The sequence below is a fragment of the Roseibium sp. TrichSKD4 genome (genome assembly GCF_000148725.1).
Lineage (GTDB): Bacteria > Pseudomonadota > Alphaproteobacteria > Rhizobiales > Stappiaceae > Roseibium.
This window is the reverse complement of the sequence record NZ_GL476311.1, coordinates 157,343-177,613: the sequence shown is the minus strand read 5'-3', so window position 1 is coordinate 177,613 and position 20,271 is coordinate 157,343. Positions and strand designations below refer to the sequence as shown.

The window sequence follows — 20,271 nt, the reverse complement described above, 5'->3', positions numbered from 1 at the left end:
TGTCCCTTAACCTCTGCCCCTTGCGAGGACGAAATAGAATGACGAAGCCGACTGAAACCGGATCTGGCACAAAACGCAGAACGATTATCGCTGGCCTTGCCGGTGCTGCTGTCGCCGCTGCGGCGGTATACGTGATAGCGGCCCCTGGTGGCAATATCAGCAATGCGCAAAGCTGTACGGTTGAACTGGCAGCTGCCAAAGCGGCCAAACCATTTTCCAAGGGCGAAGTGGCCGCATTTTTGCCGGCACAGAACCCACTTAAGCTCGATGAACTGGTTTTTAAAGGGGCGAACGACGAACCGGTGCGGATGGCTGACTTTGCCAATCGCACTGTTCTTGTCAATTTATGGGCCACCTGGTGCGCGCCATGCCGAAAGGAAATGCCCGCCCTCAATGAGCTTCAAGTCGAAATGGGAAGTGATGATTTTGAAGTTGTAGCCATCAATCTGGACCGGGGCGGGCCGGAAAAGCCAAAAGCCTTTCTGAAAGAAGTTGGGGCAACAGATCTCACCTACTATCACGATTCCTCAAACGGGATTTTGAAAGACCTTCGCGCGAAGGCAAGGGCAACAGGCCTACCAACCACAATTCTGGTCGGCCCAAGCGGATGTGAAGTCGGGACGATGTACGGTCCGGCGGAATGGGCATCCAATGAGGCAAAAGACCTCATTACCGCTGCGATGACCGTGCAGCGGGAAAACTAAAAAAACCCTGCATGTTCGACATGCAGGGCAAAAGTTTTGGAGGGGACCATCGGAGCAGTCCCATAACGTCTTCGCAAGAGGCGCCGAAGACTAAACAGAAATATCGACCGCTCGCCCGAGGCCCGGAATTTCGCGGGTCTCGCGTTTTTGCTGTTCATTTGTATCTTGAGCTTTCTCCAGCAGGGATGCGACTTGACGCTCCTGTTGATTTTGCTCTCGGATTGCATTCGTAGCCAGTTCGCTGCGAACATTGGCGGCGCTTTGGGCCGCTGATCCAGTTCCTTCAATACCTGCCATAACTCTTCACTCCTATGGCATTGCTGCAAAACCTCGATCAGACCGTGATATCGAGGTTGCGTCCGAGACCTTTGCTCTCGAGGCGACGCTGCGCGCGCTCTTCCAGCTGCTCAGCCTGACGGGAGAGGGCTTCTGCCCGGCTCGTGCTGAAGTCGGCCTGACGCCCGACAGTTTCTGCGACATTTTCTTTTCTCTCCGTCCGAAATCGTTCTATCTGTTCGATCGGATTCGAATTTCGTTCGCGGCTCGACGAGTAATCAACGGCGAAACTTCTGTTTCCTGACACCGCTTCGGTCATTTAGAGCTCCAATTCTTGGATACTACTAGACCTAAGTGTCTCAGGGGAATCGTAAATAACAATGATGACGTAACGTATATTTAGATTGATAGTTTTTTGCTTATATACCAAATACAAAATAATTGAATAAAATTTTATCTATATTTGGCTTTCGTATTGTTTTGCTTGTTGTTTAGGCTAGAGCACCTCCACTCAACCTTGAGCCGTTTGAACGCTGGGAGTGTTCGGGCTGACGATGGCGCGTTTGACGCCGTGGTGCGTCCCACCACAAGGCAAAGGCGCCATCGTCAGGGCGAACAAAACCAAGTTCAAATGGTTCCATCTCTGGAAGAGTGTTACTTCTGGCATGCTTGGGCACCTTCTCCAGGCCATCTGCGTCGAAATCCTCGAATGATGCACGGGCATCATTCTGTGGTCTTCTTCTTGTTGGCCGGAAAAATCTGCTCCATCAAACTGATCCAAGCTTGGGTAGATGTGATCTAACTCACCTACAGCTCACGAAACCCAAATACTCCATAGAGATTCCAAATGCCTTGGCATCGTCGGACAAAAACCAACAAAGACACCGAACCCCGCCGCCGGGACAATCACCAAATGCCAACATCCAACCGTCGGCGTGGGACCCCTTCCTCCAAATCGCATCTCATCCCCCGCCTCATCCTTTTCTTTGGCGGCATATTCGTCATTCTGTTTACGTTTGGAGTCCAGCAGACTGAAACCAAAATCGTGAATTGGCCCCGAGTGGACGCAAAGGTCCTGACGGCTGAAATTGAAGAAATCAGAAACACTGACCGAGCCGATCTCTTCCGGCTGCATGTCAGTTTCAGCTATCAGGTTGACAGCAAAAGCTACAAAAGCACCCGGCTTTCCCCATACGGCTTCCAGACAAATTCCAGACCCGTTGCCGACAAGGAAAGGGAGAGCTTTGCTCCGGGCTCCTCCCACAAGGCCTATGTCAACCCCGATGACCCAGCTGACGCCTATCTAAGGGTTTATGGCAGCCGCCTGACCTACAATATTTTTATTGGCATCGGCATGGTGATGATCGGACTTGCTGCGGTCGTTGGATTATTTAGGCGTTGAGCAAAAGAGATTGACGGGCAGAGAGTGACAGTCTTTACGTTGCGACATGTTCTTTTTATTTTTTACGAGCTGTTTTCGTGCGTATTAAAAAACGCTGGTCTGTTTCGACACAAAATGGTGGGGACCCAAAATTTGTCCTTCGCCTTGTCGGAGCCATTTTTACAATCGTTGGATCAATCTTATTCGGCGTTGCCTGGTTTCTCGACAGTGAAACAAAGAAGGTCGCTGAATGGCCCAGACAAGAAGTGATGATCGAGAACGCCGAAGTTATTCGATTTCGCGACTCTGATAACGACGTCATGTATCGACCCCTGATTACATTCTCCTACAGAGTATACGGACAAAAAGTACTGCGGGATACGGTCAGCCGGTTTCAAACCAGTTCGAACAGTCCAATTTGGGCGCAGAGCATTGTCAATCAATACCAAGTCGGGTCTAAGGTGCTAGCCTATGCGAATCCAAAGGATCCAACCGAAGCCTATCTCGATCCCGAAATTTCCAGTTTCTTCCTTTACATCTTTTTCGGATTGGGAGGTCTGTTTGCAACAATTGGCGTCTTGCTGGTCGTATTTGCGGGAAAAATACCGATTAAAACGCAGGCACCAAGTGAGTAAATCTAAACGAGTGTCAGGCGGTTACAGCCACTTGCGTCCCAAGGCCCGGAGGAGGGGCAGCTTGCGTGGCTTCGAGGCTCTGAGCACCTGCCTCTAGCATGGCAACAAGGTTCGCGTCCTGTTGAGCAGATTGCTTCAACATGGCTGTCTGCAGCGCCTGTCCCGTTTGGGCTTGCTGCGTAGCGACATAAGAAAGTGCTAGGCTTTCAACGGACATCGATCCCTCCAGCGAACCATTTAAGATTGCCATACTGATCTTAATTCCCTGTTAACGCCTCACGCTTGGTCAAGAAGCGCCCGTCGCTTGAGCTTTCCGGACGGGGTGCGCGGGAGCGCGTCAACGAACTCATAGACCTTGGGGCGCTTGTATTCGGCCAGATGCTTTACCGCAAACTCTGCAAGTGCGGTTTCATCATCAAATTCCGGCCTGACTCGCACCACAAATGCGGTGATCAATGATACCCCGTCCCGAACAGGACGCGCTACCACTGCCACTTCAGAGACCGCGGGATGGGAGGCCAGAACACGCTCCACCTCTTCCGGCGCAACACGGTATCCAAAGGCGTTCATGACATCATCTGTCCGCCCTTCATACCAGTAATAGCCATCGCCATCCCGGGTTGCTCTGTCGCCAGTTAAAAACCAGTCGCCCCAAAAGGCTCTCCTGGTTTCATCCGGCCGCTCCCAATAGGAAAGCATGAGACCCGGCTCACTCCGATGAACGGCAAGCAAGCCGATTTCTTCATCTTCAGCCTCTTCCGGCTGCTCCGTCTCTTCGCGCAAGATGGCCACCTTACGACCTTCTTGAGGTCGCCCGGGCGATCCGGCACGTGGCGGTGTAGAGGGGCTGCTTGAGATGTAAGTTGAAATCTCGCTCATGCCGAGCGCTTCAAAAAGCGGACGGCCCGTTCGGTCTTGCCATTGCACAAACAAAAGACCGGGCAACGCTTCACCGGCGGTCAGTCCATGACGCAGCGCTGGAAAGGAGTCCCGATTGACATCGCCATATTTCATGATGCGCCGATAAAGACTTGGACGGCAGCAAATAATGTTGCTTGGTCTTTCAAGCAGGGAAGGCCAGATATCCGGATCGCGGGGTCCGGAATAGACAAGGCTGGTCGCCCCATTCGCCCAGGGGTCCATCAACCCCACACCCATCGTGTAGTCCAGTTGAACGCACCGGCATGCAAAAGCCTGTCAGATGGGCTTATGCCGTACCATCCCTGATACATTGGCGCTCGCGCTGCTGCTGCCCGCTGCGCGTGAAGAACGCCTTTCGGTGTTCCGCTGGTACCAGATGTGTAAATCAGAAAGGCCGGGTCATCCGGACCAGTGTCCGCAAATGCATCCGGTTCACCTGATTTAAGCGCTACAAGGTCGTCGGGCCCCAAAAGGGCTGATGCGCTTGTCGGCAAAGCCGTCTTGCCGTCGTGAACCACAAGCGCGGCACCACTGTCGTAATAAATTTGCTCAGCTTCTTGAGACGTCAGCATGTCGGACGTCGGAACCGGGACAAAACCACCAGCAATGGCCCCGAAAAACATCAGCGGAAAATCGCTTGAATGACCCAGACGCAGCAAAACCCTATCACCGCGCGACAAGCCATGCATTTCCAATCCACGAGCAATGCTCAATATAGTTCGCGTAAGATCTCCATAAGACCAGCTTTCAAGCGATATTCCCTCTGGCCCAACCACCTCCAACGCGGTCCGATCAGGAGCCGGTGAGGCATTTTCCAGGCAGTATCGGGCCAGATTCATCAGGAAATGATCAGCGGGTCGGAACCGGCTCTTCGCCGCGATAATCGTAGAAACCGCGTTGTGTCTTCCGGCCAAGCCATCCAGCTTCAACATATTTCACCAGAAGCGGGCATGGACGATACTTGGTATCCGCCAAACCTTCATACAGCACCTGCATGATCGACAAACAGGTGTCGAGGCCTATGAAATCGGCCAGTTGCAGCGGGCCCATCGGGTGGTTTGCACCCAGTTTCATGGCCTTGTCGATGGAGTCAACGGATCCCACACCTTCGTAAAGCGTGTAGATCGCTTCGTTGATCATCGGCAGCAGAATGCGATTGACCATGAAGGCCGGGAAATCTTCGGCAACAGCAATTTGCTTGCCCAAACGGTCGCAAAACTGTTTGGAAGCTTCAAACGTTTCATCTTCTGTCGCAATTCCGCGCACCAGTTCAACCAGCTCCATGATCGGAACCGGGTTCATGAAGTGAATACCGATAAAGCGCTCTGGCCGGTCCGTGGACGCGGCCAACCGAGTAATGGAGATGGACGAGGTGTTGGTTGCCAAAATGGCTTCCGGCTTCAGGATCGGGCACAACTGAGAGAAAATCTTCCGTTTAACGGACTCATTCTCGACCGCAGATTCAATCACCAAATCTGCATCACTCAGAAGATCAAGATCCTGGGCCGGTTTGATCCGATCCAGAGCGCCGGTGCGCTGCTCTTCTGTAATCAAGCCCTTTTGCACCTGACGTGCCATGTTGCCATTGATGGAGGCCAGACCGGATTCAATCCGATCAATGGACAGGTCACCCAATCCCACATCATAGCCGGCAAGAGCACACACATGAGCAATACCATTGCCCATCTGACCCGCACCAATAATGCCGACTTTTTTGATCTCCATCACCATATCCACATAATCCGATCCTTGATGGATGGCCCCAACGACCATCACCGTCGTGGTATTTTTGGCAAGTCTTTGCCATCACGACAAGAACCTGCAGGCGAAAACCGGTCCGCCTGCAGGAAAATTTTCAATAACTCCGTCGAACAGTTTATTCGACAGCCGCTTTCAGGTCCGGAAGCACCTCAAAGAGATCCGCCACAAGGCCATAATCCGCCACTTGAAAAATCGGGGCTTCCTCGTCCTTGTTGATCGCAACGATCACCTTGGAATCCTTCATGCCTGCAAGGTGCTGGATGGCACCGGAAATGCCGCAAGCAATATAAAGATCAGGAGCTACAACCTTACCGGTCTGGCCAACCTGCCAGTCGTTCGGAGCATAGCCGGCATCAACTGCCGCACGGGACGCGCCAACAGCTGCACCGAGCGCATCCGCGACCGGCATGATGACTTCCTGGAACTTTTCTTCCGAGCCCAGCGCACGACCACCAGAGATGATGATCTTGGCCGACGCCAGTTCCGGACGGTCGGACTTGGACAGTTCTTCGCCCACGAAGGAGGAAAGATCTGATCCGCTGCCAGCTGAAACATCTTCAATCGCAGCCGATCCACCATCACCGGCAGCGGCAAAGCTAGCTGTACGAACGGTGATGACCTTCTTGGGGTCAGAGGACTTCACAGTCTGGAGTGCGTTACCGGCGTAAATCGGACGCTCAAATGTCTCACCATCGACAACAGCGGTGATATCAGAGACTTGCATCACATCAAGAAGAGCAGCAACGCGTGGTAGCGTGTTCTTCCCGTTCGCAGTTGCAGCAGCAACCACAGCGTCGTAATTGGCGGCAAGTTCAACGATCAGCGATGCCATTGGTTCGGCGAGTTGATGCTCCAGAGCATCACTTTCGGCAACCAGAACCTTGGAAGCGCCGTCAAGTTTTGCAGCAGCTTCGGCAACCGGCTTTACGTCTTTGCCAGCAACCAGAATATGGACATCAGATCCAAGCGCTACGGCGGCGGTCAGGGCCTTGGCGGTTGCCTCATTCAGCGCACCACCAGCATGCTCGGCCACAAGAAGTGTTGTCATGTTCTATCCTCCTGTGACGGGCCCTTAAAGGACGCCAGCCTCGTTCTTGAGTTTGTCAACCAGCTCGGCAACGGACTCAACCTTCACACCAGCCTGACGGACCGGCGGCTCTTCCGTTTTCACGACACTGAGGCGCGGCGTGATATCTACCCCGAAATCAGCCGGAGTTTTTTCATCAATCGGCTTTTTCTTCGCCTTCATGATATTCGGTAGAGACGCAAAACGCGGCTCGTTCAAACGCAGATCAGTGGTGACGATGGCCGGCATCTTGAGCTTGATGGTCTGCAGACCGCCATCAACTTCGCGGGTCACATCAACGGTGCCATCACCAAGATCAACCTTGGACGCAAAGGTACCTTGAGCCCATCCCAGAAGCGCAGCCAGCATCTGACCAGTCTGATTGCTGTCGTCATCAATCGCCTGCTTGCCGACAATGACAAGACCCGGCTCTTCCGCTTCAACAATGCTCTTCAGGATTTTGGCAACAGCAAGCGGCTCAACCGTTTCATCCGTCTCAACCAAGATGCCCCGATCTGCACCCATGGCAAGACCTGTGCGCAGCGTTTCCGTCGCTTTTTTCGGCCCGATGGAAACCACAACCACTTCCGTAGCCTTGCCAGCTTCTTTCAGCCGCAGAGCTTCTTCGACGGAAATTTCGTCAAACGGGTTCATGGACATCTTGACATTGGCAAGATCGACACCGGAACCGTCCGCCTTCACACGGACCTTTACGTTATAGTCAATCACCCGCTTCACGGGCACGAGGATCTTCATTACGTCTCAACCTTTCGATGGTCGGGCGGGCCTGCCGCACCGCGTCATTTGGCGAAACCTCAACAAGTTCAACTTGTTATAAACGGCAGTTTTCGGCCAAATATAGCGCATGCCGCGGGACGGTAATCACCCTCGCAGCATGTGTCAATGATCGCCTAACGGAAACGCTTCATTTTATCGCGCCTCCCAAGAAGCCCGAAGCTTGAAGTATGAGTGAGTGCAAAACTGGCCTCAGTCAAACAATTGAACGCCCCGTCGACGCATGAAAACCACCAGCAAACAGCCAGCCAGAATTCCTCCAATATGTGCCGACCAAGCAATGTGGCTTTCTGGCCCGAAAACGGCATTGAAAACCTGATAACCGACCCAGAAGCCAAGAACCAATCCGGCAGGAATTGGCACAGGGAAACGACCAAGGGCAAGCACCCAAATCATCACCTTGGGATGCAGGACGAGATAAGCCCCAACAACCCCGGCCACCGCACCCGACGCGCCAACCAGAGGAACATCAGACCCGAAATTGGCGAGGGTATAAAACAACCCGCCAGCGGCAGCGCACAGCAGGTAGAAGAAAAAGTAACGGACATGGCCCAGCGCGTCTTCGATGTTGTCGCCGAACACCCAGAGGAACAACATATTCCCGCCCAAATGCCAGACATCGCCATGAAGAAAGGCATAGGTGAAAATCGAGACATAATCCGGCAGGACCTGCAGCTCAGCTGGCAGCTCCTTGATCTCGAAAAACACACTTGGCACCAAGCCGTGAGAATAGGCTGAAGCGGTGGCCGTTTCACCCAAACCAAAGCGTTGCAGAACAGCAAAAATGATCACATTTACGCCAATGAACGCATAATTCACGTAAGGGCGTGTAACGTGATCAAGACGATTGTGATCGTATAATGGAACAAACATGAGGCCAGGATAGAAGCGGTTCAGGAAACCGCCGTCACCCTAGCGGTTTTTACCAGGAACCCATAGCACGTCGTCTTCGCCCTTGGCATTCAGAAAACGCGACAACACGAAAAAGAGGTCCGACAAGCGGTTCATGTATTGAACAGCGCAAGAGTTGATCTTTTCGACCTCGGATAAATGGACCATCAAACGCTCAGCCCGCCGCGCAACCGTGCGCGCCAAGTGAAGATGTGCAGATGCTGCACTTCCACCGGGCAGAACGAATGACCTCAGTGGCTCAAGATCAGCGTTGAACGTATCAATAGCCTCCTCAAGTGCGTTGACTTGCTGAGGTGTCATCCGCAAAGGCTCGTATCCAAGGTCCTTATCGGATTCAGGAGTTGCCAGATCTGCCCCCAAGTCGAAAAGATCATTTTGAACACGGTTCAAAACTGCATCGACTTCGTGAAGGTGTCCAGTGGTGTGGAGGCGGACCAGCCCAACGACTGAGTTTGTTTCATCAACCGTTCCATAGGTTTCCACCCGAAGATCATTTTTCGGCCGACGCTCTCCGGTCCCGAGAGCCGTCGTGCCGTCATCACCGGTTTTTGTATAAATCTTGTTCAGAACGACCATGCTGCCCCCAGAAATCCAAACACCGTTTCAACGGTCGATTTGTTGTGTTTGTTTATTGTCCGCCGAAGAAATAGAGCCCGGACATGACAAGGACAACCACCAGAAACTGCAAACCGACGCGCCAGCGCATCAGCGACTGGGACCGGTTGGCAGACCCACCGCGCATCATGTTCCAAATGCCCATTATAAGAACAATGGCAACAGCAGCCATTCCAACAGGGACGAGAATATCGAAGAGTGCAGCCATTTTTATTCCTGGTTCAGCTTTCGATCCTGCACAGCGTGCAAAATCAGCAGCTCCACTTGAGTTTATTCTTCAGCGTCCGCAGCACGGATACATAACCTGTCCATGAGCGACGTTGGCAGCACCCGTTTTGCCACAGCCATCACACTTGTGGGGACAGTGACAAAATAGCGCGCCTTAGGTCGTTTCGCCTCAACTGCATGAATCAACCGTTTAACGACGGCGGAGGAGGGCAGTTTAAACGGCCCCGGCTCTCCAGCCTCCATGCGAATGCGGCGCTTCTCGTAAGTCTTACGATGCTCGGAGCGTTCCAGACCTTCCGGACCGATCCATTTATCAAACTGGGCCAATGCATTTGGGGTAAATCGCGTGTCTATCGGACCAGGTTCAATCAGACTGACATGAATACCGGATCCCTTCAGCTCCTGCCGGAGCGTGTCGGTGTAGCCTTCAAGCGCAAATTTTGATGCCGTATAGGCACCGCGATATTTCAGCGCCACAAATCCCAAAACGGATGAGCACTGAGCGATGCGTCCCCCACCAGCGGTTCTCATCGCGGGGATGACCCGTTGGGTGAGATCGTGCCAACCAATGAAATTGGCTTCAAACAGAGTCCGCAGCGCGTCGACGGGCATGTCCTCCAACGCGCCGGGAACAGCATATGCCCCGTTGTTGAAGAGCGCATCCAGCTTGCCGTCACAAAGGGACAAAACCGCCTCAGCTGTCTCGCGAATGCTGTCCGGATCTTCATAGTCGAGAAGAAACGCTTCAAAGCCTTGCTCTTTCAAGACCTCAACATCACTCTCTTTACGCGCTGACGCAAAGACCCTCCAGTTTCGACCACGGAGCAATCGCGCAGCTTCAAGCCCAATCCCGGACGAACATCCTGTGATCAGGATCGTGCGATTTTGCTTGGCCATGTCGCTCCTCATCGCATCGACCTTAAATGGCTTCGCCCAACAACAGGCGCGGTGTCGGCCCGGCCAACCCAGCCGCCTCGGATATGAAGCGTGACTTCAAAGACGGCATACGGTCAACCAGCCCAAGACCGAAATCACGCACCGCACGAACCACTGAAAGGTCGTTTGAAAACAGCCGATTAAGCACATCGGTAACGACACCCATCTGGAAGGTATCAAACCGCCGCCACTTCTCATAGCGCTCAAGCACATCCAACGTGCCAAGGTCTTGCCCCAGCCGTCGAGCCTCGACAAGAACTTCGGCCAACGCGGCGATATCCTTGAAGCCAAGATTCAAGCCCTGACCTGCAATTGGATGGATGCCATGTGCCGCATCGCCCACAAGCGCAAACCGGTGTTTGACAAAATCCCGCGCAAGTCGCAGGCCCAAAGGATATGCGTGGCGCGCACCATCCAACTCCACCTTGCCCAAATGGTGTCCGAAGCGCCGCTCCAGTTCAATCTCGAAGGTAAATTCATCACCCCGAACCAAGCGCTCGGCATCAAGGGTCTTTTCCGTCCAGACCAGCGACGACCGGTTTCCCGCCAATGGCAGCACAGCAAATGGACCTGCTGGCAGGAAATGCTCTTCAGCACGGCCGCCATGCGGGCGTTCATGGCGGACTGTTGTTACAATCCCGGATTGGCCGTAGTCCCAGTGCACGGTTTTGATGCCAGCCAGATCTCGAAGCCTTGAACGAACACCATCAGCGGCGACGAGCAGCTTTGCCGTTACGCTCTCGCCATTCGACAAGGTGATAGACACATCGTCAGGGGATGATTTGAATGTGGTGGCGCTATCTGGTGCGATGAAGTCGACACCCAAAGCAGCCGCCTTTTCATATAGCGCAGGCAGCATCACGCCATTTGGAACCATATGCGCGAAGGGTTCTCCATCGGTCACTTCACCATCGAAGGTCAGGAAAACCGGACGCACCACATCACGAAGGCGACTGTCTGTCACAATCATCTCGTTGACTGGTTGCGCACTTGAGTAAATTCCTTCCCAAATCCCCAATTGGTCCAGAAGACGGCTGGCCGCCGCCGCTATGGCAGAAGCGCGCGGATCCTTGTCAAGAATGGACATCGGCTTGGGATCAATAACAGCAACAGACATTTCCCGGTCAGCCGTTTTGAGCGCGAGCGACAGGGACATTCCCACATATCCGCCGCCGGCAATCACCACATCAAAGACCCGTTGAGGGGTATTCGGTTTCGCCATGTCTCAACTCCCGGGCGAATTAGCCCTTTTCCGATGGGCGCTTGACTTTAACGTCAACTCCCGTCCAAGACTGCAGCACCAATTGCAAATCAGTTATACACGCTGCCTTTCATGTCTATGTAGCAGGGATTGCGAAGATGAACACAGCCATCGATACACTTCTGGAAATTCTGGATCTGGAAAAGCTGGAAGAAAACCTGTTTCGTGGTCGCAGTCCGCAGGTGGGTTGGCAGCGGGTTTTCGGAGGACAGGTGATCGGGCAGGCTTTGGTTGCCGCATCCCGAACCGTCGTCGAAGAGCGACAAGTTCACTCCCTGCACGGATATTTTCTCCGACCGGGCGATCCGTCCGTCCCGATCATCTACGATGTGGATCGTATCCGCGATGGCGGCAGTTTCACAACACGTCGGGTTGTAGCCATTCAGCACGGCCAGGCGATTTTTTCGATGTCCGCCTCCTTCCAGCTGCGCGAGGAAGGGCTGGAGCATCAAATCGACATGCCGGACGTCCCCAAGCCGGACCAACTGCCATCAGAGGCAGACCTCAAGGAAAAATTCCTGTCTGTCGCGCCGGAAAATGTCCGAAAGTACTGGGAGAGGGAGCGCCCCATTGAATTGAGACCGATTGATCTCACGCACTATTTCAGCAAGGAAAAACTTCCCCCCCCAGCAGTATGTCTGGGTGCGGGCAACCGGCGAATTGCCTGCAGATGAGCGCATTCACCAATGTGTCCTGGCCTATGCGTCGGACATGACCTTGCTCGACACATCTCTCTTTCCCCACGGCACATCCGTTTTCAGCCCGAAGATACAGGCCGCCAGCCTTGATCATTCCATGTGGTTCCACAAACCGATCAAAGCGGATGAGTGGCTGCTTTATGCCACGGACAGCACATTGTCCGGCGGCTCAAGGGGCCTGAACCGGGGCATGTTGTTCACTGAAAGTGGCGAGCTTGTAGCCTCCACGGCACAGGAAGGCTTGATCCGTCTGCGCAAAAAACCGGACGCGTGAGTTTCACGGTCCCTTAAAGCCGGAAATCGCCAACGGATTGTCTGTCATCGCCTTGGCATCAGGCAGATCGGGTTGAAGAGCGTTAGAGAACGAATCAAACAACCGACGAATAAAGCCTTCCGGCAAATCATAAGTAATGAACACCATACGGGTGCGGCGATCTCCGTCCGGCCAGTGTTCCAACGTTGCGGGCGGATGAAACACATGCTGAACGCCGTGGATGACAACCGGACGGTCCGGGTCTTCGGAGATCTGAACGACCCCTTTCATTCGCAAGAGCTTTGGACCATGCGCCGACCTCAGCAAATCCAGAAACATTTCCAGCCCAGAAGCGGGGATCGGCCGTTCCGTTGAAAGGGTGAAGGCGCGGATCTTATCGTCATGCCGATTAACATCATGATGATGGTCGTGATGATGTCCATGATGGTGATCATGAGAATGCCCGTCTTCGAACGCCTCCGCATTCAACCATTTGGCAACGTCGGGAATTTTGCTTGTCGGATCATACAGACCGGCATCAAACAAACGCTTCGGCGTGGCCTCACCCTGCTGGGCATCAAGACGAAGAGCGCCCGGATTCAAACCGGCAAGCCTGTCAAACAGAGGCCGCATTTCGTTAATCGGCTTGCCCTCCAGCAAATCGGTTTTGGTGAGGACCAAACGGTCAGCGACTGCCACTTGTCGGCGAGCTTCCTCATGCGCTGAGAGAGTCTCCAGACCATTGACGGCATCCACAAGCGTCACAACACTTTCCAGACGATAGCGAAGCGCCAAATACGGGTGCAGCATGATCGTATGTAGGATTGGCGCAGGGTCAGCCAGACCTGTGGTCTCAATCACCACGCGAGAGAGCTTTTCCATGCGGCCATTGTCCAGACGCCGCAACAGGTCCTCAAGGGTTGTGACCAAGTCTCCGCGAATGGTGCAACACAAGCAGCCGGATGACAGCTCCAGAACACCATCGCTCGCCTGATCTACCAAAAGGTGATCCAGCCCGATTTCGCCAAACTCGTTGATAATGACCGCCGTGTCGGCCATTTCAGGGTCTTGCAGGATTTGATTGAGCAACGTGGTTTTGCCAGATCCCAGAAATCCTGTAATGACGGACAGCGGGATGAGCGGCTTGGGACCACGTTTTTTCGGCGCGTTGGTATTTGAGGAGGTCATGGACTCACATCCCGGCTGGAACCAAAAACGATTGGTCTTCACCTAAGGCCTGTTGAACGTGAAATCCAGTGGTCTTCGTGTCAGGCAGAAACCGGCTCTGCTTCCTTCGTCACGTCTTCTGCCGCCTCTTCGCCATCCTCAGCCGAGGCAGCACTTTCTTCGATCTCATCCGTATTGCTGATAACAACCGGTTCAAATGCAGCCACCAACTCGGATTCTTCCGGTGGCAGGTCTACTGTTTCACGGACAGCTATCGCAGCCCGGCGCAACAAGGCGATGACATTATCAACAGAGTGACCATTCTCGAGCTGATCGGCAGAAAAGTCTGCAAGGTCAGCAAGGGCAACAATCGTAGCCGTAGATTTCGGTTCTGGCATATCGCAGCTCTTCTGGCAGCAGGTATTGAATTGTTCCCGGTAATAAACCGAATTTCGAGATTAATACGATTTGATCTCAAATTTTGAACGGGACACAATACTTTTCCGTAAAAGCACTCTTAATTTTAACAGTTAAAATATATTTAAAGTCAAAAAAGAATACTTTTAGTTTCGATGAGCTGAAACTTAATCTCATAGGTTGTTTTACGGAGACTATCGCGGACTTGGTGTGGGCACCGGAACGGCGAATCCCTTGCCTTTTCTGAACAACGAACCGTATGCAGGTTGCGCTGCCGCCTGCGGATTTACTTCTTCGGCCTGAACTTGAGCAGCCTGATCAGCAACAACGGCAGCTTGCGCCAACCGGGGCTTTGTTGTCGGCAACGGAACATCGTCAGCGGGCAAACGTGCGACAACAGCAGCGCCCCGTGGAACCCCCGTTGTCACAGTGATCGGTCGGTATTCCAGTCGTTCTGGGCCTATTGTTCGGTCAAGAACAGCATTCCAATCTGTTTTGCCGTTTGGCAGGGTCACTGAATCCATGGCACTGGCGGGACTCTTCTTGCTAACTGCGGCTGTTCCCGGCCTTAAAACGGACCCCGGATCATCCGTGGGCGCCAGCGCCGACAAAAATCCGCGCTTTGCCTTCGGCTGCATGTCAAACCGCGCCATCATGGCTTCAACACCCGGCTTTTTGTTCCGGCGACAATATCCATCAGCTGGCGGATTTCCGCTAGACCCGGTGAGCGACGCCACATTTGTCCGAGACCCGCGCTTCTTGAAGCCTTTGTCCATCAGTTCACGAGTTAAAGCTGTACGTTCAAGCCCAGACCGTGCGCCAAGCACCACAGCAATCAATGTCCGCCCCCGGCGTGTAACCGTCGCCGCAACATTGTAACCCGAATTGCAGATGTAACCGGTTTTCATACCGTTGGCCCCGGGCACCCTCTGAAGGAAAAACCGGTTGGCCGAGCGCAGTGGTTTCCTGCCAAATTTAATCCCCGGATACTTGTAGATCTGCCTTGCTTCAGGAAAGTCATACCAGAAGGCCCGCGCCAAAAGGGCCATGTCACGAGCCGTTGAAACCTGAGCATTGTCCGGCAGACCATGCGGATTAACAAACCGCGTATTCCTCATACCCAAACGCTTGGCCTCGCGGTTCATCTCCGCAATGAAAGCCGCTTCCGAGCCTGATACGGCCTCACCCAATGCGACAGCCACATCATTTGCAGATTTAATCATGATGATCTTTAGCGCCGCATCCACCGTCAGCTGTGTTCCAACCTTGAATCCCATCTTGCTGGGGGGCTCAGAAATCGAATTTTTAGACTGGACCACCGGCGAAGTCATCGTGATCCGTTCGTCCCGAACGGCTTTCAAGGTGACATAAGCCGTCATGATTTTTGTCAGGGATGCCGGGTACCATTTTCGGGTTGATTGACGTTCGTAAAGGACATCGCCGCTCTTGGCGTCAATGAGGATATGAGCGCCAATCTCCGCCTTTGTTGGAGAAGACAGAAAAAAACAAAACAAACCGAACAAACTGGCAAACAAAACGGCCTTCGGCGACTGAACTCTGAAATATGTCACTCTCTGTCCCCAACGGAAAACGCGGCATCGAACACTTGGAACCAATTGCAGCAACCTAGCAGATTACGACCCGAAATTGCAAAGGAACTACCGGCGCATGCTGACCAGCACGATCTGAATCTATCAGACCTTGTTCTCGTAAACCACGGCCCAGCTAACGTTGTCAGTTGCCCTTGCCAAGCACTCAGCACCTGATTTTGTGGCAATTACGAAACATGAGAATAAGGCATGCCAATGACGGCCTGACATCTCAGCACATCAAGTGTAGCATTTTCCGTAAAGAAGGACTGGGAGGGTAAAGTGTACAAGATCGTCGGGTTTCCGCGCACACGCGCCATGCGGGTCATTTGGCTTTTGGAGGAGCTTGGTCTGCCATATGAGATCGATCCACAAATGCCGCAATCTGAGACCATTCGCTCGCTCAATCCGTCGGGGCGGGTTCCCGTTCTCATGGACGGCAAGTTTGTGGTGAGTGAGTCTGTTGCAATTTGCACCTATCTGGCAGACAAACATCAGCAGTTTACCTATCCGGCAGGAACCGGCGAGCGCGCTCTTCAAGATAGCTTCACCCAATTAGCCGTTGATGTGCTTGAAGGAGCGCTGTGGACCGCAGCAAAGAACACTTTTGTCCACCCCGAAACCCTTCGTGTGCCCGAGATAAAGGAAGTCTGCAAATATGAGTTTCAGAAGGGACTGGAAGTTCTGGAAATTCGGCTCGGTGACGGCCCTTATGTCATGGGCGAGCAAATGACCATCGCTGACATTATCATCGGACATTGCGGCGGTTGGGCGGTGTTCGCGAAGTTTGACCTTCCAAAGTCAGGTGCAGTCTATGACTATTTCAAACGCCTGCGTGACCGGCCCGCCTATGAAAAAATGGTGGCAACCCTCACGAACGATTAAAGAGCAAGTGTGTTCAAAACCTAAGTACACGACCAACTCACCGCTACGTGAGGAAAAAGAGATTATGGCTCGCTGCCAGTTGATTTGAACGTGTTCTGACCAATTCCCAACTCATTTGGTACCGGGGGCAGACCTCCTGGGACAATGAGGAAAGGAAAAGATCATGACCATCAAATCCACTTTGAAAGTTGCCGGTTTGGCATTCGCTTTGGCAACAATTGGCACTGCTACCCAAGCTGCAGGCCTTGTGAATCTTGGAACTGACCGCGGCGGCGTAATTGTCGACCTTTCAGGCAATTCGATCCCGGCACCAAAAGCTGCCAGCACACAAAACACTTATTCCAAATCCAAAATCTACGCTGACCACGGCAGCCAATGGCACACACTTTTGACGCAAGTCGAAAAGTCGCCATCTTTCGGAACCGAGGTGGTTTCTGACCCGAATTATCGGAATGCCGGAACCGACCGCGGCGGTGTCATCCGACTTCGCTAGTAAAAGGCGCGCCTTCTACGATGGGGGCTTTTCAGCCCCTGTTCGTACTCGCTTTGACTAGCAGTTCACCCCAGTAATCAACCCACATAATCAATACCTATTAAAACCATTGATAATAATGCCATTCACCTAACGTTGAAGATCATAGATGAATCACACCCAAACTGCCTTGTAACTATCGAACTACCCTACGGAATTTGAGTCCGTGCAACTAAGGCAGTTTAAGGAAGAAAAACAGGGAAAACAGATGTCTGCACTTAAAACAATCGCTATCGCTGCAATCGCCACATCTTCTATGGCTTTCGCAACCGCCGCTTCTGCTCAAAATTCCACCAACATCGGCACTGACCGTGGTGGCGTTATCATCCAGCACGGCGAAGTAAAATCCAACCCGAAGATCATCATGGACAACGACTGCATCGTAAATGCAGGTACTGACCGTGGTGGCCGCATCACCATTAAGCCGGGCTGTGAAGTCAACGTTCGTCCGTCCGGTTCTTCAGCGTCTGCCGACTCTCAGTATGAGAACAAAGGCAACGACCGCGGCGGTGTTGTTCGCAAGAAGAACTAATCATTCCGCTTTTGAACTCCTTCGTTGCGAGTTCGCAAGCAGGCCCGTCTGAACTTTAGGCGGGCCTTTTTTCATCTGCTTTCGCTTGGATCATGACAAGCCGTACCCATGCCTGATAAGTGTCATATGTACACACAGTTTCAGGATTCTTGTCTCATGATGTTTGACGGTATCAACCTTCTGGGTGCTCTTTTTGGAGCGATAGCCAGCACCTTGTTCGGCGCGCTGTGGTACACGATTTTCAGCAAGGCTTGGATGCGCGCAGCAAGCCTCGGCCCCGATGACGCTCAACCCTCAGCATTCACGATGGTCTTGACCTTCAGTTGCCAGTTTCTGATGGCCTTCATACTAGCCGGTGTGATCTACCATACCGGAGGCACATCAATTCATTCAGGATTGATTTCCGCCACTCTGGTCTGGGCCGGATTCATCCTTGCAACCCAAGTCGTCAACTACCGGTTCCAGAAGCGCCCTTGGAGCCTCACGATTATTGACAGTGGTCACTGGTTTGGTGTGCTCCTTATTCAGGGGGTCGTGATCGGAGCGGTCGGCAGCTGGCCGACAGTGCAGTAATTCAAGCACTTACGCGCAGTCCCGTACAACCAACGACTAAGACTACGAAAGTACGATCAAAGGCTTGTGGACGGTGACAGGCCTCATACGCATAATGGCGCCGACAATCTGGGAGGTAGTCGGTTGTCTTCACAATCGCGGGATATCTCGCCCAAGTCTTTTCCGTCTGGGAGGTTTTATTAATGTCAGACAATGTATTCCCTGTCCCGGCAGACATTGCTGCGAAAGCACACGTCGATAACGCCAAGTATCTTGAAATGTACAAGCAGTCCGTCGACAACCCTGAAGCATTTTGGGGTGAGCACGGCAAGCGGGTCGACTGGATCAAGCCTTACACCAAGGTCAAGAACACCTCCTACGACTACCACAACGTCGACATTAAGTGGTTCGAAGATGGGACCTTGAACGTCTCTGCAAACTGCGTAGATCGCCATCTTGAAAAACGCGGCGATCAGCCAGCAATTATCTGGGAAGGCGATGACCCTTCTGAAAGCAAGGTTATCACCTATAAGCAGCTTCATCATGAAGTGAATGTCTTTGCCAACGTTCTTCACGCGCAAGGCGTCAAGAAGGGTGATCGCGTCACCATCTACTTGCCGATGATCCCCGAAGCAGCCTACGCGATGCTGGCCTGTGCACGCATCGGCGCTGTCCACTCCATCGTCTTTGGCGGGTTTTCACCAGATAGCCTGGCCCAGCGCCTCGAAGGCTGTGAAAGCAAGTGCGTCATTACTGCGGACGAAGGTCTCCGCGGTGGCCGAAAAGTGCCGTTGAAAGCCAATGTCGACAAGGCAGTTGAAAAAGTATCCGTAGACACTGTCATCGTGGTGAAGCGCACAGGCGGCGACATCTCCATGGCTGATGGCCGTGATGTTTGGTACCACGAAGAAGCAGATCGGGTTTCCGATCACTGCGAACCGGTCGAGATGAACGCTGAAGATCCGCTGTTCATTCTCTACACCTCCGGGTCAACCGGCCAACCGAAGGGTGTTCTGCACACCACTGGTGGTTACCTCGTCTATGCCTCCATGACCCATCAGTATGTCTTCGATTATCAAGACGGGGACGTCTACTGGTGTACGGCGGATGTGGGTTGGGTCACTGGCCACAGCTACATCGTTTATGGCCCGCTTGCCAACGGCGCAACAACCCTGATGTTTGAGGGCGTGCCAACCTACCCAACCCCGGGCCGGTTCTGGGATGTCTGCGACAAGCACAAAGTCAGCATTTTCTACACTGCACCGACTGCAATCCGTGCGCTGATGGGCGCTGGTAACGAGCATGTCGAAAAATGCTCTCTGGACTCACTTCGTCTATTGGGTTCAGTGGGCGAGCCGATCAACCCAGAGGCATGGACCTGGTATTACAACGTAGTTGGCAAAGGCCGGTGTCCGATTGTCGATACCTGGTGGCAGACCGAAACAGGCGGCATCCTGATTACCCCGCTACCCGGCGCAACCGACCTGAAACCGGGCTCAGCTACCCGTCCGTTCTTTGGTGTACAGCCGGCAATCGTGGATGCGGAAGGCAAGATCCTCGAAGGAGCCACGGAAGGCAACCTTGTCATGACCGACAGTTGGCCGGGCCAGATGCGCACCGTTTATGGCGACCATGAGCGGTTCGTTCAGACCTACTTCTCCACCTACAAGGGTTATTACTTCACCGGTGACGGCTGTCGCCGCGATGAAGACGGCTATTACTGGATTACCGGCCGCGTTGACGATGTTATCAACGTCTCTGGTCACCGGATGGGAACTGCGGAAATTGAAAGCGCGCTTGTTGCCCATACAAAGGTTTCCGAAGCAGCGGTTGTTGGTTATCCGCACGATATCAAGGGGCAGGGCATCTACGCCTATGTCACCCTGATGGAAGGTGAAGAACCAAACGACGCGCTGAAAAAAGAGCTCGTCACGCATGTCCGCTCTGAAATTGGCCCAATTGCATCACCGGATCTTATCCAGTTTGCTCCGGGTCTGCCAAAGACACGATCCGGCAAGATTATGCGCCGGATCCTGCGCAAAATCGCGGAAGACAGCTTTGACAGCCTCGGCGATACCTCGACACTGGCTGACCCGGCTGTGGTCGACGATTTGATCGATAACCGGCAGAATCGGGCGTAATCAGTTCAAATACC

Annotated in this window: 23 protein-coding genes and 2 pseudogenes; 9 read left to right on the top strand and 16 right to left on the bottom strand. The window is 53.2% G+C overall.

Annotated elements, in window-relative coordinates:
- Nucleotides 1-38: 38 nt before the first annotated feature.
- A complete protein-coding gene (locus TRICHSKD4_RS09370) occupies nt 39-704 on the top strand; it encodes a TlpA disulfide reductase family protein (RefSeq protein WP_009467281.1) in 666 nt (221 codons plus the stop codon).
- Between the two features lie 90 nt (nt 705-794).
- On the opposite strand, the gene TRICHSKD4_RS09365 is transcribed toward TRICHSKD4_RS09370, so the two are convergent.
- Together TRICHSKD4_RS09365 and TRICHSKD4_RS09360 are read right to left on the bottom strand one after the other, a co-directional pair.
- Complete coding sequence (locus TRICHSKD4_RS09365; RefSeq protein WP_009467280.1) at nt 795-1,001, bottom strand: hypothetical protein; 207 nt, start codon at nt 999-1,001, stop codon at nt 795-797.
- 37 nt (nt 1,002-1,038) lie between these two features.
- Nucleotides 1,039-1,299: a hypothetical protein gene (locus tag TRICHSKD4_RS09360; RefSeq protein ID WP_009467279.1), complete on the bottom strand. Its 261-nt coding sequence runs from the start codon at nt 1,297-1,299 to the stop codon at nt 1,039-1,041.
- Nucleotides 1,300-1,827: 528 nt separating this feature from the next.
- On the opposite strand from TRICHSKD4_RS09360, the gene TRICHSKD4_RS09355 reads away from it, so the two are divergent.
- Entirely contained in the window at nt 1,828-2,382 is a 555-nt protein-coding gene (locus TRICHSKD4_RS09355) for a DUF3592 domain-containing protein (RefSeq protein WP_009467277.1), read from the top strand.
- Between the two features lie 77 nt (nt 2,383-2,459).
- Nucleotides 2,460-2,996 carry a DUF3592 domain-containing protein gene (locus TRICHSKD4_RS09350; protein ID WP_009467276.1) on the top strand — a complete coding sequence of 179 codons (537 nt, stop codon included), beginning with the start codon at nt 2,460-2,462 and terminating at the stop codon, nt 2,994-2,996.
- Nucleotides 2,997-3,009: 13 nt separating this feature from the next.
- Here TRICHSKD4_RS09350 and TRICHSKD4_RS09345 read toward each other — a convergent pair whose 3' ends face one another.
- From TRICHSKD4_RS09345 to TRICHSKD4_RS09300, 11 genes and pseudogenes are all read right to left on the bottom strand, one after another.
- The gene (locus TRICHSKD4_RS09345; protein WP_009467275.1) at nt 3,010-3,213 is read right to left on the bottom strand and encodes a hypothetical protein; all 204 of its coding nucleotides are present in this window, start codon (nt 3,211-3,213) and stop codon (nt 3,010-3,012) included.
- 59 nt (nt 3,214-3,272) lie between these two features.
- Nucleotides 3,273-3,566 carry a hypothetical protein gene (locus TRICHSKD4_RS32280; protein WP_371256751.1) on the bottom strand — a complete coding sequence of 98 codons (294 nt, stop codon included), beginning with the start codon at nt 3,564-3,566 and terminating at the stop codon, nt 3,273-3,275.
- Between the two features lie 174 nt (nt 3,567-3,740).
- Nucleotides 3,741-4,756, bottom strand: a pseudogene (locus TRICHSKD4_RS09340) (AMP-binding protein); the annotation flags it as partial.
- A 10-nt stretch (nt 4,757-4,766) separates the two neighbouring features.
- On the bottom strand, nt 4,767-5,648 hold the full coding sequence (locus TRICHSKD4_RS09335; RefSeq protein WP_040616675.1) for a 3-hydroxybutyryl-CoA dehydrogenase: 882 nt from the start codon (nt 5,646-5,648) through the stop codon (nt 4,767-4,769).
- A 145-nt stretch (nt 5,649-5,793) separates the two neighbouring features.
- A complete protein-coding gene (locus tag TRICHSKD4_RS09330; RefSeq protein ID WP_009467271.1) occupies nt 5,794-6,726 on the bottom strand; it encodes an electron transfer flavoprotein subunit alpha/FixB family protein in 933 nt (310 codons plus the stop codon).
- Nucleotides 6,727-6,750: 24 nt separating this feature from the next.
- Nucleotides 6,751-7,500, bottom strand: a complete 750-nt coding sequence (locus TRICHSKD4_RS09325) for an electron transfer flavoprotein subunit beta/FixA family protein (RefSeq protein WP_009467270.1) — start codon at nt 7,498-7,500, stop codon at nt 6,751-6,753.
- Between the two features lie 231 nt (nt 7,501-7,731).
- On the bottom strand, nt 7,732-8,412 hold the full coding sequence (locus TRICHSKD4_RS09320; RefSeq protein WP_009467269.1) for a rhomboid family intramembrane serine protease: 681 nt from the start codon (nt 8,410-8,412) through the stop codon (nt 7,732-7,734).
- A 39-nt stretch (nt 8,413-8,451) separates the two neighbouring features.
- Nucleotides 8,452-9,027, bottom strand: coding sequence for a cob(I)yrinic acid a,c-diamide adenosyltransferase (locus TRICHSKD4_RS09315; protein WP_009467268.1), 576 nt, complete (start codon nt 9,025-9,027; stop codon nt 8,452-8,454).
- 52 nt (nt 9,028-9,079) lie between these two features.
- Nucleotides 9,080-9,274, bottom strand: a complete 195-nt coding sequence (locus TRICHSKD4_RS09310; RefSeq protein ID WP_009467267.1) for a twin transmembrane helix small protein — start codon at nt 9,272-9,274, stop codon at nt 9,080-9,082.
- Between the two features lie 62 nt (nt 9,275-9,336).
- Complete coding sequence (locus TRICHSKD4_RS09305) at nt 9,337-10,191, bottom strand: SDR family oxidoreductase (RefSeq protein WP_009467266.1); 855 nt, start codon at nt 10,189-10,191, stop codon at nt 9,337-9,339.
- A gap of 22 nt (nt 10,192-10,213) precedes the next feature.
- A complete protein-coding gene (locus tag TRICHSKD4_RS09300) occupies nt 10,214-11,452 on the bottom strand; it encodes a ubiquinone biosynthesis hydroxylase (RefSeq protein WP_009467265.1) in 1,239 nt (412 codons plus the stop codon).
- 137 nt (nt 11,453-11,589) lie between these two features.
- On the opposite strand from TRICHSKD4_RS09300, the pseudogene tesB reads away from it, so the two are divergent.
- Nucleotides 11,590-12,463: pseudogene (gene tesB, locus TRICHSKD4_RS09295) on the top strand (acyl-CoA thioesterase II).
- Between the two features lie 3 nt (nt 12,464-12,466).
- On the opposite strand, the gene TRICHSKD4_RS09290 reads toward tesB, so the two are convergent.
- From TRICHSKD4_RS09290 to TRICHSKD4_RS09280, 3 genes are all read right to left on the bottom strand, one after another.
- Nucleotides 12,467-13,630, bottom strand: a complete 1,164-nt coding sequence (locus TRICHSKD4_RS09290; protein ID WP_009467262.1) for a GTP-binding protein — start codon at nt 13,628-13,630, stop codon at nt 12,467-12,469.
- Between the two features lie 80 nt (nt 13,631-13,710).
- On the bottom strand, nt 13,711-14,007 hold the full coding sequence (locus TRICHSKD4_RS09285; RefSeq protein ID WP_009467261.1) for a hypothetical protein: 297 nt from the start codon (nt 14,005-14,007) through the stop codon (nt 13,711-13,713).
- Between the two features lie 213 nt (nt 14,008-14,220).
- Nucleotides 14,221-15,597, bottom strand: coding sequence for a D-alanyl-D-alanine carboxypeptidase family protein (locus TRICHSKD4_RS09280; protein ID WP_208993053.1), 1,377 nt, complete (start codon nt 15,595-15,597; stop codon nt 14,221-14,223).
- A 300-nt stretch (nt 15,598-15,897) separates the two neighbouring features.
- Here TRICHSKD4_RS09280 and TRICHSKD4_RS09275 point away from each other — a divergent pair, with 300 nt between their 5' ends.
- From TRICHSKD4_RS09275 to acs, 5 genes are all read left to right on the top strand, one after another.
- Nucleotides 15,898-16,500, top strand: a complete 603-nt coding sequence (locus TRICHSKD4_RS09275) for a glutathione S-transferase family protein (RefSeq protein WP_009467259.1) — start codon at nt 15,898-15,900, stop codon at nt 16,498-16,500.
- A 163-nt stretch (nt 16,501-16,663) separates the two neighbouring features.
- Nucleotides 16,664-16,993 (top strand): hypothetical protein, encoded by a 330-nt coding sequence (locus TRICHSKD4_RS09270; protein WP_009467258.1) that lies wholly within the window; start codon nt 16,664-16,666, stop codon nt 16,991-16,993.
- A 247-nt stretch (nt 16,994-17,240) separates the two neighbouring features.
- Nucleotides 17,241-17,564, top strand: a complete 324-nt coding sequence (locus TRICHSKD4_RS09265) for a hypothetical protein (protein WP_009467257.1) — start codon at nt 17,241-17,243, stop codon at nt 17,562-17,564.
- Between the two features lie 156 nt (nt 17,565-17,720).
- Nucleotides 17,721-18,137: a DUF1761 domain-containing protein gene (locus tag TRICHSKD4_RS09260; RefSeq protein ID WP_009467256.1), complete on the top strand. Its 417-nt coding sequence runs from the start codon at nt 17,721-17,723 to the stop codon at nt 18,135-18,137.
- A gap of 182 nt (nt 18,138-18,319) precedes the next feature.
- Entirely contained in the window at nt 18,320-20,257 is a 1,938-nt protein-coding gene (gene acs / locus TRICHSKD4_RS09255) for an acetate--CoA ligase (RefSeq protein ID WP_009467255.1), read from the top strand.
- Nucleotides 20,258-20,271 lie beyond the last annotated feature (14 nt).

Coding starts and splice junctions, on each gene's coding strand:
- TRICHSKD4_RS09335 (WP_040616675.1), bottom strand. CDS start 5,648: ATGGTGATGGAGATCAAAAAAGTCGGCATTATTGGTGCGGGTCAGATG.
- TRICHSKD4_RS09260 (WP_009467256.1), top strand. CDS start 17,721: ATGATGTTTGACGGTATCAACCTTCTGGGTGCTCTTTTTGGAGCGATA.
- TRICHSKD4_RS09330 (WP_009467271.1), bottom strand. CDS start 6,726: ATGACAACACTTCTTGTGGCCGAGCATGCTGGTGGTGCGCTGAATGAG.
- TRICHSKD4_RS09370 (WP_009467281.1), top strand. CDS start 39: ATGACGAAGCCGACTGAAACCGGATCTGGCACAAAACGCAGAACGATT.
- TRICHSKD4_RS09310 (WP_009467267.1), bottom strand. CDS start 9,274: ATGGCTGCACTCTTCGATATTCTCGTCCCTGTTGGAATGGCTGCTGTT.
- TRICHSKD4_RS09290 (WP_009467262.1), bottom strand. CDS start 13,630: ATGACCTCCTCAAATACCAACGCGCCGAAAAAACGTGGTCCCAAGCCG.
- TRICHSKD4_RS32280 (WP_371256751.1), bottom strand. CDS start 3,566: ATGAACGCCTTTGGATACCGTGTTGCGCCGGAAGAGGTGGAGCGTGTT.
- TRICHSKD4_RS09315 (WP_009467268.1), bottom strand. CDS start 9,027: ATGGTCGTTCTGAACAAGATTTATACAAAAACCGGTGATGACGGCACG.
- TRICHSKD4_RS09320 (WP_009467269.1), bottom strand. CDS start 8,412: ATGTTTGTTCCATTATACGATCACAATCGTCTTGATCACGTTACACGC.
- TRICHSKD4_RS09345 (WP_009467275.1), bottom strand. CDS start 3,213: ATGTCCGTTGAAAGCCTAGCACTTTCTTATGTCGCTACGCAGCAAGCC.
- TRICHSKD4_RS09300 (WP_009467265.1), bottom strand. CDS start 11,452: ATGGCGAAACCGAATACCCCTCAACGGGTCTTTGATGTGGTGATTGCC.
- TRICHSKD4_RS09270 (WP_009467258.1), top strand. CDS start 16,664: ATGACCATCAAATCCACTTTGAAAGTTGCCGGTTTGGCATTCGCTTTG.
- TRICHSKD4_RS09325 (WP_009467270.1), bottom strand. CDS start 7,500: ATGAAGATCCTCGTGCCCGTGAAGCGGGTGATTGACTATAACGTAAAG.
- TRICHSKD4_RS09360 (WP_009467279.1), bottom strand. CDS start 1,299: ATGACCGAAGCGGTGTCAGGAAACAGAAGTTTCGCCGTTGATTACTCG.
- TRICHSKD4_RS09265 (WP_009467257.1), top strand. CDS start 17,241: ATGTCTGCACTTAAAACAATCGCTATCGCTGCAATCGCCACATCTTCT.
- TRICHSKD4_RS09355 (WP_009467277.1), top strand. CDS start 1,828: ATGCCTTGGCATCGTCGGACAAAAACCAACAAAGACACCGAACCCCGC.
- TRICHSKD4_RS09365 (WP_009467280.1), bottom strand. CDS start 1,001: ATGGCAGGTATTGAAGGAACTGGATCAGCGGCCCAAAGCGCCGCCAAT.
- acs (WP_009467255.1), top strand. CDS start 18,320: ATGTCAGACAATGTATTCCCTGTCCCGGCAGACATTGCTGCGAAAGCA.
- TRICHSKD4_RS09285 (WP_009467261.1), bottom strand. CDS start 14,007: ATGCCAGAACCGAAATCTACGGCTACGATTGTTGCCCTTGCTGACCTT.
- TRICHSKD4_RS09305 (WP_009467266.1), bottom strand. CDS start 10,191: ATGGCCAAGCAAAATCGCACGATCCTGATCACAGGATGTTCGTCCGGG.